We start from the raw sequence: 15022 nt of genomic DNA on the forward strand, positions 1-15022 counted from the left end.
CTGTTACTCTACGTCCTCGCCGCGGCCGTCCTGACCGCCGGCGGGCTCGCCGCGGAGTACGCGAGCCTCCAGCACTTCGGCTCCGGTGAGGCGATGGTCGCTCTCTGGCTCGCCGCGATCGGTGCGATCATGCTCTACGCCGGCGTCTACGGCATCGGCTACCAGAAAGTCTTCGCGTCGATTCGCTCGAGCTAACCCTGCTCTGTCAGTTTCGTCGCCTCGTAAACCAGTTTGACCAGCAACGCGAGCGATCCGACGACGAGGAGCGCGGCGCCGACGAGCGTCGTGAGCGCACCGATCCCCTCGTACACCAGGTGCGAGAATCCCGACGAACTCGCGGTCTCCGACCCTCCTGCCTCGATCATCCACCAGCCGGCGACGACGACCGCGAGGAGTTTCAGCACCTCCCGGTCGAACAGGACTGCGACTGTATCGCGGGCCTCGAGGGAACGCCGGTCACTCGGCCCTCGAGCGTCGGCTTTGGATCGCTCACCCCTCATCCGGTCGCTCCTCGGGCGCGTACTCGCGGTTCGGTAACTCGCGGTGTGACGTCCCGCATCGCCAACCGAGTGCCGACGTACGACGCCGCCGTCAGAAACGCGAAGACGAACGTGAGACCGACCAGACTGCTGATCGCCATACGGGGTACAACAGGGGTCAAACATATAGTGTTTGTTCTACGTTCGGATGGTCGACACGAAGCCGACGGATGTCCGGAAGCTCTCCATCGTTTCGTAGGCCAATGGTGACCGCGAGGGCCGTTGATCCCCGTCGAGCCGAACCTGCAATATCGATTCCTCTTTACCGTCCCGTGCAATTACGTCTGGTATGAGCAGGTTCGGCGAGGTCGACGACCAGTACGACCCCCACGCGCTCGAGCAGCGGGTCTTCGACTACTGGGACGACGTCGACGCCTACGAACAGACGGTCGAGCACCGATCCGACGGCGACTCCTTTTTCTTCGTCGACGGCCCGCCGTACACCTCCGGGTCGGCACACATGGGAACGACCTGGAACAAGTCCCTGAAGGACGTCTACATCCGCTTCCTCCGGATGCAGGGGTACGACGTCACCGACCGCCCCGGCTACGACATGCACGGGCTGCCGATCGAGACCCGGGTCGAGGAGCGGCTCGGCTTCGAGAACAAGAAGGACATCGAGGAGTTCGGCGAGGACGAGTTCATCCGAGAGTGCAAGGAGTACGCCGACGAACAGCTCGAGGGGCTCCAGTCCGATTTCCAGGACTTCGGCGTCTGGATGGACTGGGACGACCCCTACCGAACCGTCGAGCCCGAGTACATGGAGGCCGCCTGGTGGGGGTTCTCGAAGGCCGCAGAGCGCGGTCTCGTCGAGAAGGGCCACCGTTCGATCTCGCAGTGTCCCCGCTGCGAGACCGCCATCGCGAACAACGAGGTCGAGTACGAGGACGTCGAGGATCCCTCGATCTACGTCAAGTTCGATCTGCAGGATCGGGAGGGGTCGGTCGTCGTCTGGACGACGACGCCGTGGACGATTCCGGCGAACACGTTCGTCGCGGTCGACCCCGACCTGACCTACCAAGGCGTCCGCGCCGAGCGCGAGGGCGAGGAGGAGGTCATCTACGTCGCCGAGGACTGCGTCGAGGGCGTGCTGAAGGAGGGCCGCTACGACGACTACGAGGTCCTCGAGACCCTGACGGGCGAGGAGATGGTCGGTTGGGAGTACGAACACCCCCTCGCCGAGGAGGTGCCCGATCACGTCGACGTCGACGACGCCCTCCAGATCTACGATGCGGAGTACGTCGAGGCCGACCGCACCGGGCTCGTCCACTCCGCGCCCGGCCACGGTGAGGAGGACTTCGAGCGCGGTCGCGAACTCGGCCTGCCGATCTTCTGTCCGGTCGCTGGTGACGGCGTCTACACCGACCAGGCCGGCACGTACGAGGGCCAATTCGTCAAGGAGGCCGACGAGGAGATCATCGCCGACCTCGAGGACAACGGGGCGATGCTGTCCTCGGGAACGGTCCACCACAGCTACGGCCACTGCTGGCGCTGCGATACGGGCATCGTCCAGATCGTCACCGACCAGTGGTTCATCACGATCACCGACGTCAAAGACGAACTACTCGACAACATCGAGGACAGCGAGTGGCACCCGCAGTGGGCACGGGACAACCGGTTCCGTGACTTCGTCGAGGAGGCGCCCGACTGGAACGTCTCCCGCCAGCGCTACTGGGGCATCCCCCTCCCCGTCTGGACGCCCGAGGATCGGGACGACGACGAGGACATGATCGTCATCAGCGATCGCGAGGAGCTCGTCGAGCGCGTCGACCAAGAGATCGAGTACGACAGCGTCGACCTCCACAAGGACACCGTCGACGAGCTGACGATCACCGAGGACGGGAAGACGTACACCCGCGTTCCGGACGTCTTCGACGTCTGGCTCGACTCCTCGGTGGCGTCGTGGGGGACGCTGAACTACCCGTCCGACGACAGCCGGTTCGACGAGCTCTGGCCCGCCGACCTCATCCTCGAGGCCCACGATCAGACCCGGGGCTGGTTCTGGTCCCAGCTCGGGATGGGAACTGCGGCGCTTGGTGAAAGTCCCTACCAGGAGGTGCTGATGCACGGCCACGCGCTGATGCCCGACGGCCGCGCGATGAGTAAGTCCAAGGATATCCTGATCGACCCCCACGAGGCGATCGACCGCCACGGCCGGGACGTCATGCGACTCTTCCTGCTGTCGAACAACCCACAGGGAGACGACATGCGCTTCTCCTGGGACGGCATGCAGACGATGGAGGACAACCTCCGAACGCTGTGGAACGTCTTCCGGTTCCCGCTGCCGTACATGCGTCTCGATGGGTTCGATCCCCAGGAGACGACGCTGGACGAGGTCGATACCAACCTCGAGCTGATCGACGAGTGGGTCCTCGCCCGGCTGCAGTCGACGAAAGCCGAGATGACCGAGGCGTTCGAGGACTACCGCCAGGACAAGGCCCTCGAGGCCCTCCTCGAGTTCGTCGTCGAGGACGTCTCCCGCTTCTACGTCCAGGCGGTCCGCGAACGGATGTGGGAGGAAGAGGACAGCGCCTCGAAGGAGGCGGCCTACGCGACGATCTACCGCGTCCTCCGCGAGACGGTCGCCCTGCTCGCCCCCTACGCGCCGTTCGTCAGCGACGAGATCTACGGCACCCTCACCGGCGGGGCCGAGCACGACACCGTCCACATGTGCGACTGGCCCGACGTCGAGGAGTACTGGGTCGACGACCAGCTCGAGGAGGACGTCGCCTTCCTCCGGGCGATCGAGGAGGCCGGCGCCAACGCCCGCCAGCAGGCCGGTCGCAAACTGCGCTGGCCCGTCCCGCGGGTCGTCGTCGCGGCCGACGACGAACGGGTCGCCGAAGCGGTCGAACGCCATACCGACCTGCTCGAGGATCGGCTCAACGCCCGCGAGATCGAACTCGTCTCGGCCGAGAACCGCTGGGAGGAGCTTCGGTACAGCGCCGAAGCGGACATGAGCGAACTCGGCCCGGCCTTCGGCGGTCGCGCCGGGCAGGTAATGAACGCGCTCAACGAGGCCCGAATCGACGAGCCGGATCTCGAGGCCCTCGAGGCGGCCGTCGCGGACGTGCTCGAGGAGGGCGAGTCGATCGAGGAGTCGATGGTCTCCTTTGTCACCGAGACCCCCGACGACATCGCCGGCACCGCATTCTCGCTCGACGGCGACGACCGCGGGGTCGCCTACGTCGACGCCTCGCTGACCGCCGACATCGAGAGCGAGGGGTACGCCCGCGAGGTCATCCGCCGGGTCCAGGAGATGCGCAAGGACCTCGACCTGGACGTCGAGGAGCGGATCGTCCTCGAGGTCGAGATCGACGACGACCGCGTGGCCTCGCTGGTCGAGGACCGCGAGGACCTGATCCGCGAGGAGGTCCGGGCCGACGACCTGCGGACGGTCGAGGACGGCCACCGCAAGGAGTGGGACGTCGACGGTGTCGCGATGGAGATCGCGCTCGAGCCGGTTGCGGCGGCCGAGGCGTCGGACTAGAGCTCCGTCCGCATCTCTTCGACCGGAAGGCGGACGTCGTCGTACTCGACCGTCCGTTCGGTCACAGTCTCGTACCCCTGCGTTCTGTAAAACTCCACGGCGTTCAGCGAGGCCCAGACCCGAACGACCCGACCGCCGCGTCTCGAGCGATCCGCTCGAGTTCGCCGTAGAGGCGGGTCCCGACCCCTGGCCGGCGGCGTCCGGATACACGTACGTTCCGGTTATCTCTCCGTCCACGTCGGTGGCGAAGTACTCGTCTGCGGTTGGCTTCATCCAGCCGAACCCGACGATAGTGTCCTCGGCCTCGGCGACGAGGACGTGCGTCTCGTCGTCCTCGATCGGGTAGAGCTCCGGGTCGACGGCGGCTGCCCACGCCGTCAGCTGACGATCGTCGTACGGCTCCGCCGCGAGCGTTTCGATCGCCGCGCGGGTGATCTCGCAGATCCGATCGACGTCTGCCATGGTCGCCTCGCGAACCGTGACGTCCATACTGGTCGATCGGCGCCACGCGTCTTGTCTCCACTCGTGACCACATCCCGGTCCGCCCGACTCACGGGGTCGGCCGTGATCGCGTCTCGACGCCGACCGGTGGGTGTATTACGACGGCTCGTCTCGCTCCGTAGTGCCCGATTCCTCGGGAGGGTCGGTGCCGCGTTCGCCGCCGTCAGTCGCTCCGACCGGGTGCCTTGTCGCTTCGACCGCCACCGGGGTGATCGTCGCTGGCGCCGTGACCCTGCACGTCGCGTGCGATGTCGCGAAACGTCTCCTGGTCGACGGTGCTGCCGCCAGTGCCCGGCACTGGCTCGCCGCTCTGGCGGTACTCGCGGGCCGACTGGAGGTCGTCCGGGGTCGGCGGCTCCTCGTCGACGATGGCCTCGCGGACGCTCACCGTCTCCTCGTCGTCTTCGCTTTCGCCGCCCACGTAGGGAATTTCGGCGATCGAGTCCCCGTCGTATGCGAGTGCCTCCTCGCGGGAGACCTCTTCGGGCGTCGCCATGTCGATGACGGTCGGTGCGTTCTCGTTCTCGGCGCCGCCGAACTCCCACTCGGTGGCCTGCTCTTCGACCTGCCGGATACCGCCGGGACCGTAGCCGTCGTGGCCGAAGACGAGCGCTGCGACCCCCAGATCTTCGAGATCGCCGTCGAACGCGTCCGCGGGCACCCGAAGGACGATCGTGTTCTCGGGCTCGTAGCCCTCGAGTTCGAGACCCGAAAGCTCCTCGCCGTCTGCGGTTTCGAACGCCGTCCACTCGAAGTTTGCCGCCAGCCAGTAGTGGTAGTCGTCGGCGAACGCGGCGTTGACGCCGTCGCGAGCCTCCGTCGTCCCGCCCTCACCGTCGGGATCGTGGACGTACAGCTGGACGTGCTGGAGCGAGAACCCGTCGTCGCCGCCCCAGGGATTGTCGAACGGCTCGACCATCCGGAACGCGAACGTGTAGGTGTCGTCGTCCTCGTAGAGGTCGACGGTATCGAGATCCAGCGATCCCTCGGGGATCTGGTCAGTCGTCGGGTACTCGTAGTTCCCGGGGCCGTAATCGGTGCCCTCGCCGACCTCGAAGCTGGCGATCCGGTCGCCGCGGAAGACGACGTTTCGCATCCCCGACTCGGCGCTGACGAACGGAACGGTCGCGGGCTCGTCTTCGTCGTAGCCGAGCGCGTCGGCGTTCGTGCTGTCGTCGGGTGTGATCGCGTCGATAACGTTGTGTCGAGTGTCGTCGGCCTCGTCACCGAACTCGGTGTCCTCGAACACCCATTCGCCGCCGTCGGCGGTGACGGGACGGACGCCGCCGGGGCCCTCGCTGTCGAAGCCCAGCAGCAGCGGAGCGAACTCGAGGTCTGCGAACGCGGCGTCGAAGGCGTTCGCGGGCACCTCGAAGACGATCTCGGTTCCATCGGTCGAGACGTCGACGGCCATCCCATCGCCGCCGTCGGCGGGATCGAGCCAGGCGCCCCACTCGCCGGTGCCCATGAGTTCGTGGTGGTAGGGCTGTTCGAAGGTGACGCCGACGCCCTCTCGGTTCGGCTCCGTACTGCCCTGCTCGTCGGGTGCGCCGGGGTCGTGGACGTAGATCTGTGGGAACTGGGTCGAGAAGCCGCCCTCGAGGTCCCAGACGTTCTCCAGGGTTTCGACGTCGAGGGCGAACTCGTAGGTGTCGCCCGCGTCGCGGACCTCGAGGCCGCGGAGATCGAACGAGCCCTCGGCAAAGTCGTCGCTCGTCGGGTACTCGTACCAGCCGGGGCCGTGGTCGTCGCCAGCGACGTCGTCCCACTGAGCTACGAGGTCCGAGACGGCCTCGAAGTCGGGCGTCTCGAGGACGGCGACGGTGTCGACCTCGACGGTCATCGTGCCGTCCCCGCTGCCGGTTTCGATCTCGGCGCCCGAAACGAGGTCGGTACCGTCGACCGTCTCCCGGAGGTCGATCTCGACCGGGTCGGCCTCGTAGTTGATCGCGACGAGGGCCTTTTCGGGGCCGTCGACGTCCGCGAGGTGACTCGCGTCGCGGCCGAAGACGAGCACGTGTGCGCCGCCAGCATCGTACCAGTCGTCGCGGACGTCGGCTTCGGTCTGCAGGACCGTGTGGTCGTGGTAGAGCTCGATCAGCTCCCGGTAGAACTCGAGGTGGTCGGCGTCGAACTCGTCGCCCCAGTTCATGAACGCGCGGCGCATGTCGCCGGGCTGGACGTCGCCGTCGTCGCGGGGGTCGTCCTCGCCGCGGTGGCGCTCGGTCCCATATTTGCTGATCTCGCGTTCCTGCCCGTAGTAGATCGCCGGCACCCCCGGTAGCGTGACGGTTGCGGCCCAGGTGGCTCGCTGGATCTTCGAGGCGTACTCGTCGTCGTCGTAGGCGTCGAGTGCGGCGTCGAGGACGCGCTCTTCGTCGTGGTTCTCGATGCAGTTGTAGAACCGCGACTTCTCGGGGAAGCCGTCGTTCCGTCGGCCCTCGATGGCGCCGAGGAAGCCGCTGGCGTCGCCGTGACCCTGGCCGATCGCGAGGGCGGTGTCGGTGAACGACACCTTGTCGTAGTGCATGTCGAACTCGTTTTCGGCGAAGTCGGCGTCGTTGGGGATCGACTCGTCGAACAAGAGGACGTCGCTGTCGTGGGCGTGGACGACCTCGCGGAACTCCTTCCAGAAGCTGTGGGGAACGCCCCAGGCGATGTCACAGCGAAGCCCGTCGACGCCGATCTCGTCGACCCAGAATTCGGCGAACGCGAGCATGTACTCCCGTACCGCGAGGTTCTCGTAGTTCCAGTTGGGCATCACCATCAGGTCCCAGAAACCCGTCGGGCGCGGCGAGGGCTCGAGGACGGTGCCGTCGTCGAAGTAGCTGTGGCCGTCGGCGATCCGATCGGCCTCGACGCGGTCGAACCAGTCGAAGTACGGCGAGTCCTCGTCCCACTCCGTGACTCGCGGGAAGTCCCACCAGGTGTCCTCGACGTCGCCCTCTTTTTCGGCGATCGTCTCCTGGAACAGCCCGTTGAACCGGCCCGCGTGGTTGATAACGGTGTCAAAGACCACCCTGATATCGCGCTCGTGACAGGCGTCGACGAACTCCCGGTAGGCCTCGAGCGGCGTCTTGTCGTCGGGTGCGAGGTCGGGCGCGACGTCGAAGTAGTCGATCGTGTCGTAGCCGTGGGGTCCGCCGCCGACGATGTGGCCGTCGTTCTGCATCTGTGAACTCACCGAGGGGACGACCGGCGTCAGCCAGACGGCGTCGATCCCCAGCTCTTCGAGGTAGTCGAGTCCCTGAGCACCGAGGTCGTCGTCGCCACGGATCATGACGTCGAAGTTCGTCGCGAAGCGCTCGCCGGCCCACGAGCGGGTGAAGATCTGGTAGATGACGGCGTCGTTCGACCACTCGGGCGGGCGGTTCGGCAGTCCGACCGAGCCGTCGGGGTCGAGTTCGACCGTGTCGAGGACGCTGTAGGCCGCCCCGTCCCAGGCCGCGGCGTGAACCCGGGCCGACTCGTCGCCCAGGGCTCCCGCGTCGACGGTCGCCCCGTGACCGTCGACCTCGATATCGTCTGTTGCCAGCGCGTCCCGGTCGTCCGCGAGGAAGACGACCTCGAGGTCGCCCTCGCTCGCGGACGAATCGGGGGCCAGCTGCGGGTTCGCGTCGAGGAGGAACTGCTCGTCGTCGTACGTGCCCTCGAGTTCGACGCGGGGTTGCGGCCCGTCGGACTCGGGGAAGGCGTGGATCGTTAGCTCGTGGACCTCGCCGGTCTCGTCCTCGAGTTCGAGGGCGTAGGTTCCCGGCGTGTCGGCCTCGAACTCGGCGACGTTGTCGCGTCCCTCGTCGTAGCGATCCTCGTCGTTTTCGTCGCTCGGTGAGGCGAACGTGAGTTCGGCGTCGCTGCCGTCGGGTCGGCTGGCGATCGACCACTCGAAGTCGTCGGCAGCGTAGTTCTCGGGGTCGATATCTGGGCTCGCCCCAGGCGCGAGGTTGTCCCGGTCGCCGAAAACGCCCTCGTCGTGGCCGTCGACCTCGCCGATGAAGATCGGGTTCGTGAGCGTCTCGCCGACCGAGACGAACCGTGGGTGGCCGGGATGTCGCGAGCGCTCGACCGTCGGTGTGAACTCGGTGTCGGGGACGAACTGATCGTCCTCGAGCGCGGTCACGCCCGATCCCGCGACCGAAAGCGCCCCGAAACCGGCGAGGCCGCCGAGCACAGTCCGTCTAGGGAACCCCGACCGACGCGAGGTCATCGCCGCCTCCGGCTGGCGGTTTTCTTCGATCGCGAAGCCGTTTCAGTAACACTAATTCGAGACTGATCCCATGATAATTGATGATGCATCTAAAACGTGATTACATATTACAGCATATATAGATTGGCGTACCCGTCGGACGCTTCCGTGATCGAGGAGGCGACAGCGGGAGCTATCGGCGCTCGAGTCGCGCTTCTCGACCGTCGGTGTCGCAGGCCAACTCCCTGCTCTCCCGTCGTCGCTACCGGGAGTCGAATCCGCAGAGAACTAGAGCTCGGCCGCGACCGACGGGGCAACCGACACCGCGCTGTACTGGCGCTCGATCGTATCGGTGCCGTAGATCGCCTCGACGCCGGCTCTCGAGAGCTTCGTGACGGCGTCGCGGGCGAGCAGCGGATGAACACAGGTGACGAACACCCGGCTGACCCCTCGTTCCCCGAGGACGCCGACCGCCTCGCTCATCGTTGACCCCGTCGCGATGATGTCGTCGGTGACGACCACGTCCCGGTTGGCGACGGCGACGTCGCTCGGGGAGATCTCGACCTCGGTCCCCGAGAGGCGGGTCTTCTCGAAGTAGTCCGTCGCACCCGCCCCGTAGGCATCCCGAACCGTCTCGGCGAGTTCCACTGCACCCGCGTCGGGTGAGAGGAAGACGGGATTCTCGAGATCGGCCGGGAGGGGGTCGGCCAGCCGGTCGGCGGCGTCGATGGCGGTCGCCGAGGGCTCGAAAAAGTCGCAGATCGACTCCTCGTGGGGGTTGACGGTGAGCACGCGATCCGTTCCGGTCGAGACGGCCCGTGCGACGGCCCGCGCCGAGATCGGGTGGCCCGCCTCGAAGGCTTTGTCCTGACGACCGTAGCCCATGTACGGCAATACTGTCACCACCTCGTCTGCGCCGGCCTCCCGGACGGCGTCCTGAAGCTGGAGCACCTCGAGGTGGGCGTCGCTCGAGGTCGTCGAGGCGACAACGACCGCTCGATCGACGTCGCGCTCGGCGACGTCGGGGGCGGCCGCGAGCAGTTCGCCGTCGGGAAACCGATCGTACTCGACGGCGGCGAGCGGTTCCTCGAGTTCGCGGGCGAGGGCCGCGGCGAAGGCCTGGGAGCTGGATCCGCTGACGATCATACTCGTTGCCACAGCACCGCGGGTAAACCCGCTTTCGTTCTCGGCGCCGAAGTCGCCGACGGCCGGGCGGGACGGAAGGGCTACGAACTCGCCGAACGTAGCCCGTGAACGGATGGACTCCGAGACGGCCGCACGGATCGTCGAGGCCGCCCTCGAGACCGAACTGAGATCGAGTCGCCGCCCCGATCCGGGCTCGGTCGCCGACACCCTCGTCCTCGAGCTGGCGGACGATCCCGAAACGGCGGTCTGCAAGCGCGGCGGCGCCAGCGTCTGGACGGGCGACGTGATCGAGCCACTGATCGTCGATCTCGTCGGTGCGGCAACCGAGCTCCCGGTTCCCGAGGTGCTCGCCTCGGGCTCGCTGGCGAACCCGTCCGACGGCGGACCCGAACGGTGGGCCCTCTATGAGTTCCTGACGGGTCGGAACCCCGGTCCTGCGTACTCGGTCCTCGAGCCCGACGTCCGCGGACGGCTCGTTCGAGAGGCCGGCGAGCTACTCGGTCGGCTCCACGCGACGGACTCGCTCGGGTTCGACCGCGTCGGCGGGCTCGCCCGTGAGGGGTCGACGCTTCGGCTGTGCGAACCCGATAGCTGGCACGCGGTGGATTTCGGACCCGCGCTCGAGGCGCTCCTGGTTCCGTCGGCCGGCGACCCGGACCCTCGGCCGGTGCTCACCCACGGCGACTACCAGCCCTCGAACCTCCTAGTCGACGCCTCTGGCTCGATCACGGGCGTCCTCGATTGGGGAAACGCCCACGTCACTCGCGCCGAGTACGCGCTGGCCCGCGCCGAGGCCAGGTTCGTCGACGTCCACGCGCGGGAACTCGATCGGCAGGAGCGTGCTCGGCTCCGAACGACGTTCCGGTCCGGATACGCGCTCGAGGGGGATCTCGAGTCGGACGCGGCGCGTCGACTCCGAACGTACAAACTGCTCTGGCTCGCGCAGTCGGCGGCGAACTACGGGCGGATCGCCCGCGACGCTCGCGGTCGCCGACAGCTATGGCGCCAGTGCCGGCGGCTGCTCAAGCGGTAGTCCTGTCGGCGGATTTATCCGGCGTTTGACCCAAGAGGAGGTATGAACGACCGACGGGCCGACGAGGGATCGCTCGAGCAGACCGAGGCGGATCGGTCGGCGCGGGCCGACGAGTCGGCGAGCGAGCGACGCGAACGGCGCGACTCCGGGGGTCGAGAGGCTCCATCGAGTCAGCCGCCGGATCCCGACCGGAACGGGGCGGAACCGGGCCCGGGAACGGATCCGAACCGTAGCTGGGCGAGCCTCGCGTTCGCGCTGGCGCTGGTCTCGTTCGTGACGGCAGGGGCGACGGCCGCGGTCCACGACCTCACCACGGCCGCGGCGGGCGCTGCCGTGCTCGCGCTCGCGTTCGCCGCCCTCGGCGCGGCCGCGCTGACCGAGGGCTCCGGCGTGGCCGCGTCGCTCGCGGCGGGGTGGGCTGAACACCGCCTCTACGTCTGGTTCGCCACGGCGCTGTTCGGCGGCGGCGTCGTCCTCGGGGCCGCGCTCGTCGCCGCGGGGATCGACCTCACGGAACTGTTCCTCGAGCTCCTGAGTGAGGAACTCGGCGACGAGGAACTCGCCAACGGCGACCCCGCCGCCGGCGGCGGGATCGAGCTCTCGGCGACCTTCTTCCTCGTCCAGAACACGCCGCCGTTCCTGGCGGCGATCTTCGGTGCGCTCACGCTTGGACTGGTGACGACGGTCATCATGGTCTTTAACGGGATCATCGTCGGCAACATCGCAGTCGTCACCGGGCTCGAGGTCGGATTCGGTCCGATCGTCGCCCTGCTCGCCCCCCACGGGATCTTCGAGCTTCCGGCACTGTTCATCGCCGCGGGTGTCGGCTTCCGGTTCCTCCATCGGGCCGGCCAGCGGCTTCTCGGCTCGCGCGAATCGCTGTTCACGAAAGCGTACGTCTTCCGGACGACCCTGCTCGTCGTCTTCGGCTGGCTGTTGCTCGCGCTCGCGGCGTTCGTCGAGGCTTACCTGACGATCGTGATCGCGGAGGCGCTGTTCCCGGGGCTGGCCGAACCGTAGTAGATCCGAGCACGGTTTCAGTATTCAGAAACTCGCGTTCCGTACAAGTGAAGCTGATACCGCTGCGGTGCGGTTCAAGCGCAGCACCCGCGAGCGACTATCGGGAGCGAGCGGCTTTTTAGCGTAGATTTTTGCGCGAGTGGTTCCGCGCGAAACGCGGAATCCCGATGCGGAAAAAGGGACGTGGGCAGTTCGCGATAACGGATCCGGATCGACGCCCAGCTGGTTACACTCGAGACCGTTTCTCTGCCGTGCCGAACGAGAAAGCCACGTTCCGAAGTCGAACAATCGAAAAACGATCGCAAAAGAGGCGACGCTCAGAGCTTGGAGACGTCGACGTCGAACGTCCCGTCGTCGTTCTCCTCGATGGCGCCCTTCTCCCGCAGCTCGTCGTAGCTGTCGTCGGTCACGAGCAGGCGCTCGGAGACCGTCTCGCAGTCCTCGTCGGACTGCTGCTCGCGGGTCGTGTCCTCCGTTTCGCTCTGTGAGGTGCGCGTGTCGCTGTCTCGGTCGCTGTCGTTCCGGGTCGTCTCGCGCGTGTCGAGGTCGCTGTCGGCCTCGCTTTCGTCACGCTCGCTCTCCTCGGCGCTGTCGCGCTCGCGCTCGCTCAGATCGCGCTCGCTCGAGTCGTGGGCGCTGTCCCGGTCGCTCGCCTCGTCGCTCGCGGACTCGGACTGGTAGCGCTCGTCGGTGCCGGTGTCGCTCTCGCTGTCGGCCTCGCGCTCGGAGGCGGTCTCCTCGCTGCGGTCGCGGTCGCTCTCCTCGAGTTCGTCGGTGGCAGTGCTGCCGTCGCGCTCGGATTCGCTGCTCGAGCTGGCGCGCTCGCGCTCGTCGGACTCGCTGGCGTCGCGCTCGACCTCGCTGTCTGCCGTCTCGAGGTCGCGCTCGGCGGAGTCGTTGTCGGTCTCGCTCACGCTGCGATCGCTCTCGTCGCTGCCGGAGGCAGCGCGATCGCGCTCGGACTCGCCCTCGCTTTCGTCGCGTTCGCTCATGTCGCGGTCGCTCTCGGCACCCTGGTCGCTGGACTCGCTGCGTTCGGCGTCCCGTTCGGTGCCCGACTCAGCCTCCCGTTCGGACTCGCTCTCGCGGTCGTCGCTCGCGGTTTCATCGCGCTCGCTCTCGTCGGACGCACGTTCTGCCGAGTCGCGCTCGCTCTCGCTGAGGGCCGACTCGGCCTCCTCGCGGTCGATCTTGTCGCGGACCGTGCGGTCGCCGACGTCCTCGCTCTCGACGCTGTCGAAGCGCTCGCGGTCGCCGTCGTCGATCCGATCGCGCTCGTCGGTTTCGGCGCTGCTCTCGGTTTCGTCGCGCTCCTGGGATTCGCTCTCGCTCGAGTCGCTCTCACTGGCGTCGCGCTCAGCGTCGCTCTCGGCCGATGCGCTCTCGCTTGCGTCGCGCTCGCTCTCCGCGCGGTCGCTCGAGTCCGACGCCCGCTCGGCCCCGCTCTCGCTCGAGTCGCTCCGTTCGGACTCGCTCTCCTCGAGATCGGCCCGGTCGGCGTCGACCTCGCTCTCACTTGCGTCGCGTTCGGACTCGGACGACTCGCTGTCGCTCGCACCCTCGCGTTCGTCGTGATCGCTCCGGGTCGTCTCGTCCTCGTCGTACGTGCTGTCCCCGTCGCGGCTGTCGTGTTCGCTGTGGGTGCTGTCGCTCTCGCGCTCGCCCTCGCTGGCGTCGCTCGCGTCGCGCTCGTGCTCGCGGTCGTCCCGCTCGTTCTCGACGTCGGTGTCGTCGACCGTCCTCTCGGAGCGGTCGCTGTCGCTCTCATCAAGGGTGCTGGCGTCGCGCTCGCTTGCACTGTCGCGCTGTTCGTCGCGGTCGTTCAACTCGGAATCGATCCGTTCGTCCTCGCTGGCGCTGTCACTGGCGCTGGCGCGGTCGCTGCGCTCGCTCTCGGAGAGATCCGTGTCGCTGGCGCTGTCACTGGCGCTGTCGCGTTCGCTCAAGTCGCGCTCGCTCTCGCTCTCGCTATGATCGAGATTCCCACGCTCCCGGTCGCTCTGGCTCTCGCTCTCCCGTTCGTCGAAGTCCGTCTCGGTGGCGATTTGTTCGTCCGTCTGTTCGCTCACGTCGCATCGTTCGTCGTCCAGCGTGTAGACGACGACGTGGTCGTCGGGACCGACGACGCTGCCGGCGCCGATGGCGCCGGCGAGCACGATGAGCCCGATGGCCGTGAGTACGCTGAGTTCCTGAATCATGTTCCTGTTCGTCGCCTCGTCTGATAGGCTGCGCTGTCGAGCAGCTCACCACCATCTCCGCCCGGCACGCTCAAGAACGGGCGGCGAAGCTTCGGGAAGAACGGGGACGATCTGCGGTTCTTGACGCGGATCGGCGTCGTCGATACCGGACGACGGCCGCGCCGGTCCGAACGAACGTGGCCTCTGTCGAAGGATCCGCCCGGATCTTCCTCCACGGTTCATGTTGGTCCGAGAAGTGATCGTTCGTATCGAACGGCGATGACGAAACGATGCCCCTACTGCGGCGAGTCGGTTGCCGACGAGAAGTACGTCTCACACCTCGAGCGGGCCCACGACGGCGACCTCGAGGGTCTGGACCGCCGGCTCGTCGACGAACACGGCTGGACCGCGTCCAGGAACGTCAAGCCGTACGTCCTCGGCGTCGCCGTCGTCGTCCTGTTCGTCGTCGCGTACCTGGCGATCTTCCTGATGCCTGCACCGGTCGAAACCGCGGCGGTCCAGCAACCCGATGCGGACAGCCCGACTCACATCCACGGCGATATCCTCCTCGAGTACGACGGGACGGTCGTCGACTTCGACGATCCGCAGTACATCGAGCGGGACGGCTGCTTCCACTTCCACGACTACGACAACGCCGAGGTCTGGCACGTCCACTGCGAGGGCGTCACCCTCGAGTACGCCATGGCGACGCTCGGGATGGACCTCACCGAGGACTCCCTCGTCGTCGACGGCGAGGCGTACGACGAGGACGACGCCGGGACGACCGTCTCGGTGACCGTAAACGGCGATCCCGTCGATCCGGAGCGGTACGTCCTCGAGGACGGTGACGACGTTCGCATCGTCGCCGAAACGGATCGGAGGGCGGATTCGTGACGACAGCGCCGACCGTTCACAGTCAGGGAACGTCCA

10 protein-coding genes are annotated in these 15022 nt (G+C 67.1%); 5 read left to right on the forward strand and 5 right to left on the reverse strand.

The genetic code is table 11. The annotated features are described in order from the left end of the window. A partial coding sequence (locus tag QA600_RS00005; RefSeq protein ID WP_278289936.1) for a hypothetical protein occupies positions 1-195 on the forward strand: 195 nt, incomplete at its 5' end. Here the strand turns inward: QA600_RS00005 and QA600_RS00010 are convergent. Both QA600_RS00010 and QA600_RS00015 read right to left on the reverse strand, forming a co-directional pair. Next, positions 192-500, reverse strand: a complete 309-nt coding sequence (locus tag QA600_RS00010; RefSeq protein ID WP_278289937.1) for a hypothetical protein — start codon at positions 498-500, stop codon at positions 192-194. The genes QA600_RS00005 and QA600_RS00010 overlap by 4 nt on opposite strands. Continuing rightward, entirely contained in the window at positions 497-640 is a 144-nt protein-coding gene (locus QA600_RS00015) for a hypothetical protein (RefSeq protein ID WP_278289938.1), read from the reverse strand. The genes QA600_RS00010 and QA600_RS00015 overlap by 4 nt, the downstream gene beginning before the upstream one ends. A 188-nt stretch (positions 641-828) precedes the next feature. Between QA600_RS00015 and ileS the strand changes: the two genes are divergently transcribed. Next, complete coding sequence (gene ileS, locus QA600_RS00020; RefSeq protein WP_278289939.1) at positions 829-4029, forward strand: isoleucine--tRNA ligase; 3201 nt, start codon at positions 829-831, stop codon at positions 4027-4029. A gap of 664 nt (positions 4030-4693) precedes the next feature. Here ileS and QA600_RS00025 read toward each other — a convergent pair. Then, positions 4694-8737 carry a glucodextranase DOMON-like domain-containing protein gene (locus tag QA600_RS00025; RefSeq protein ID WP_278289940.1) on the reverse strand — a complete coding sequence of 1348 codons (4044 nt, stop codon included), beginning with the start codon at positions 8735-8737 and terminating at the stop codon, positions 4694-4696. A gap of 267 nt (positions 8738-9004) precedes the next feature. After that, entirely contained in the window at positions 9005-9862 is an 858-nt protein-coding gene (locus QA600_RS00030; protein ID WP_278289941.1) for a ribose-phosphate diphosphokinase, read from the reverse strand. A 112-nt stretch (positions 9863-9974) separates the two neighbouring features. Between QA600_RS00030 and QA600_RS00035 the strand changes: the two genes are divergently transcribed. Further along, positions 9975-10895 (forward strand): aminoglycoside phosphotransferase family protein, encoded by a 921-nt coding sequence (locus QA600_RS00035; protein WP_278289942.1) that lies wholly within the window; start codon positions 9975-9977, stop codon positions 10893-10895. 42 nt (positions 10896-10937) lie between these two features. Next, complete coding sequence (locus QA600_RS00040; protein WP_278289943.1) at positions 10938-11915, forward strand: stage II sporulation protein M; 978 nt, start codon at positions 10938-10940, stop codon at positions 11913-11915. A 317-nt stretch (positions 11916-12232) separates the two neighbouring features. Here QA600_RS00040 and QA600_RS00045 read toward each other — a convergent pair whose 3' ends face one another. Continuing rightward, entirely contained in the window at positions 12233-14113 is a 1881-nt protein-coding gene (locus QA600_RS00045) for a hypothetical protein (protein ID WP_278289944.1), read from the reverse strand. A 258-nt stretch (positions 14114-14371) separates the two neighbouring features. Between QA600_RS00045 and QA600_RS00050 the strand changes: the two genes are divergently transcribed. After that, complete coding sequence (locus QA600_RS00050) at positions 14372-14986, forward strand: hypothetical protein (RefSeq protein ID WP_278289945.1); 615 nt, start codon at positions 14372-14374, stop codon at positions 14984-14986. The last annotated feature ends 36 nt before the right edge of the window (positions 14987-15022 follow it).

It is taken from the genome of Natronococcus sp. A-GB1 (assembly GCF_029688845.1).
GTDB lineage: Archaea > Halobacteriota > Halobacteria > Halobacteriales > Natrialbaceae > Natronococcus.

Bases quoted from the DNA above. Each gene is read 5' to 3' on its own strand.
- QA600_RS00010 (WP_278289937.1), bottom strand. From the start codon at position 500: ATGAGGGGTGAGCGATCCAAAGCCGACGCTCGAGGGCCGAGTGACCGG.
- QA600_RS00050 (WP_278289945.1), top strand. From the start codon at position 14,372: ATGACGAAACGATGCCCCTACTGCGGCGAGTCGGTTGCCGACGAGAAG.
- QA600_RS00040 (WP_278289943.1), top strand. From the start codon at position 10,938: ATGAACGACCGACGGGCCGACGAGGGATCGCTCGAGCAGACCGAGGCG.
- QA600_RS00035 (WP_278289942.1), top strand. From the start codon at position 9,975: ATGGACTCCGAGACGGCCGCACGGATCGTCGAGGCCGCCCTCGAGACC.
- QA600_RS00025 (WP_278289940.1), bottom strand. From the start codon at position 8,737: ATGACCTCGCGTCGGTCGGGGTTCCCTAGACGGACTGTGCTCGGCGGC.
- QA600_RS00030 (WP_278289941.1), bottom strand. From the start codon at position 9,862: ATGATCGTCAGCGGATCCAGCTCCCAGGCCTTCGCCGCGGCCCTCGCC.
- QA600_RS00015 (WP_278289938.1), bottom strand. From the start codon at position 640: ATGGCGATCAGCAGTCTGGTCGGTCTCACGTTCGTCTTCGCGTTTCTG.
- ileS (WP_278289939.1), top strand. From the start codon at position 829: ATGAGCAGGTTCGGCGAGGTCGACGACCAGTACGACCCCCACGCGCTC.
- QA600_RS00045 (WP_278289944.1), bottom strand. From the start codon at position 14,113: ATGATTCAGGAACTCAGCGTACTCACGGCCATCGGGCTCATCGTGCTC.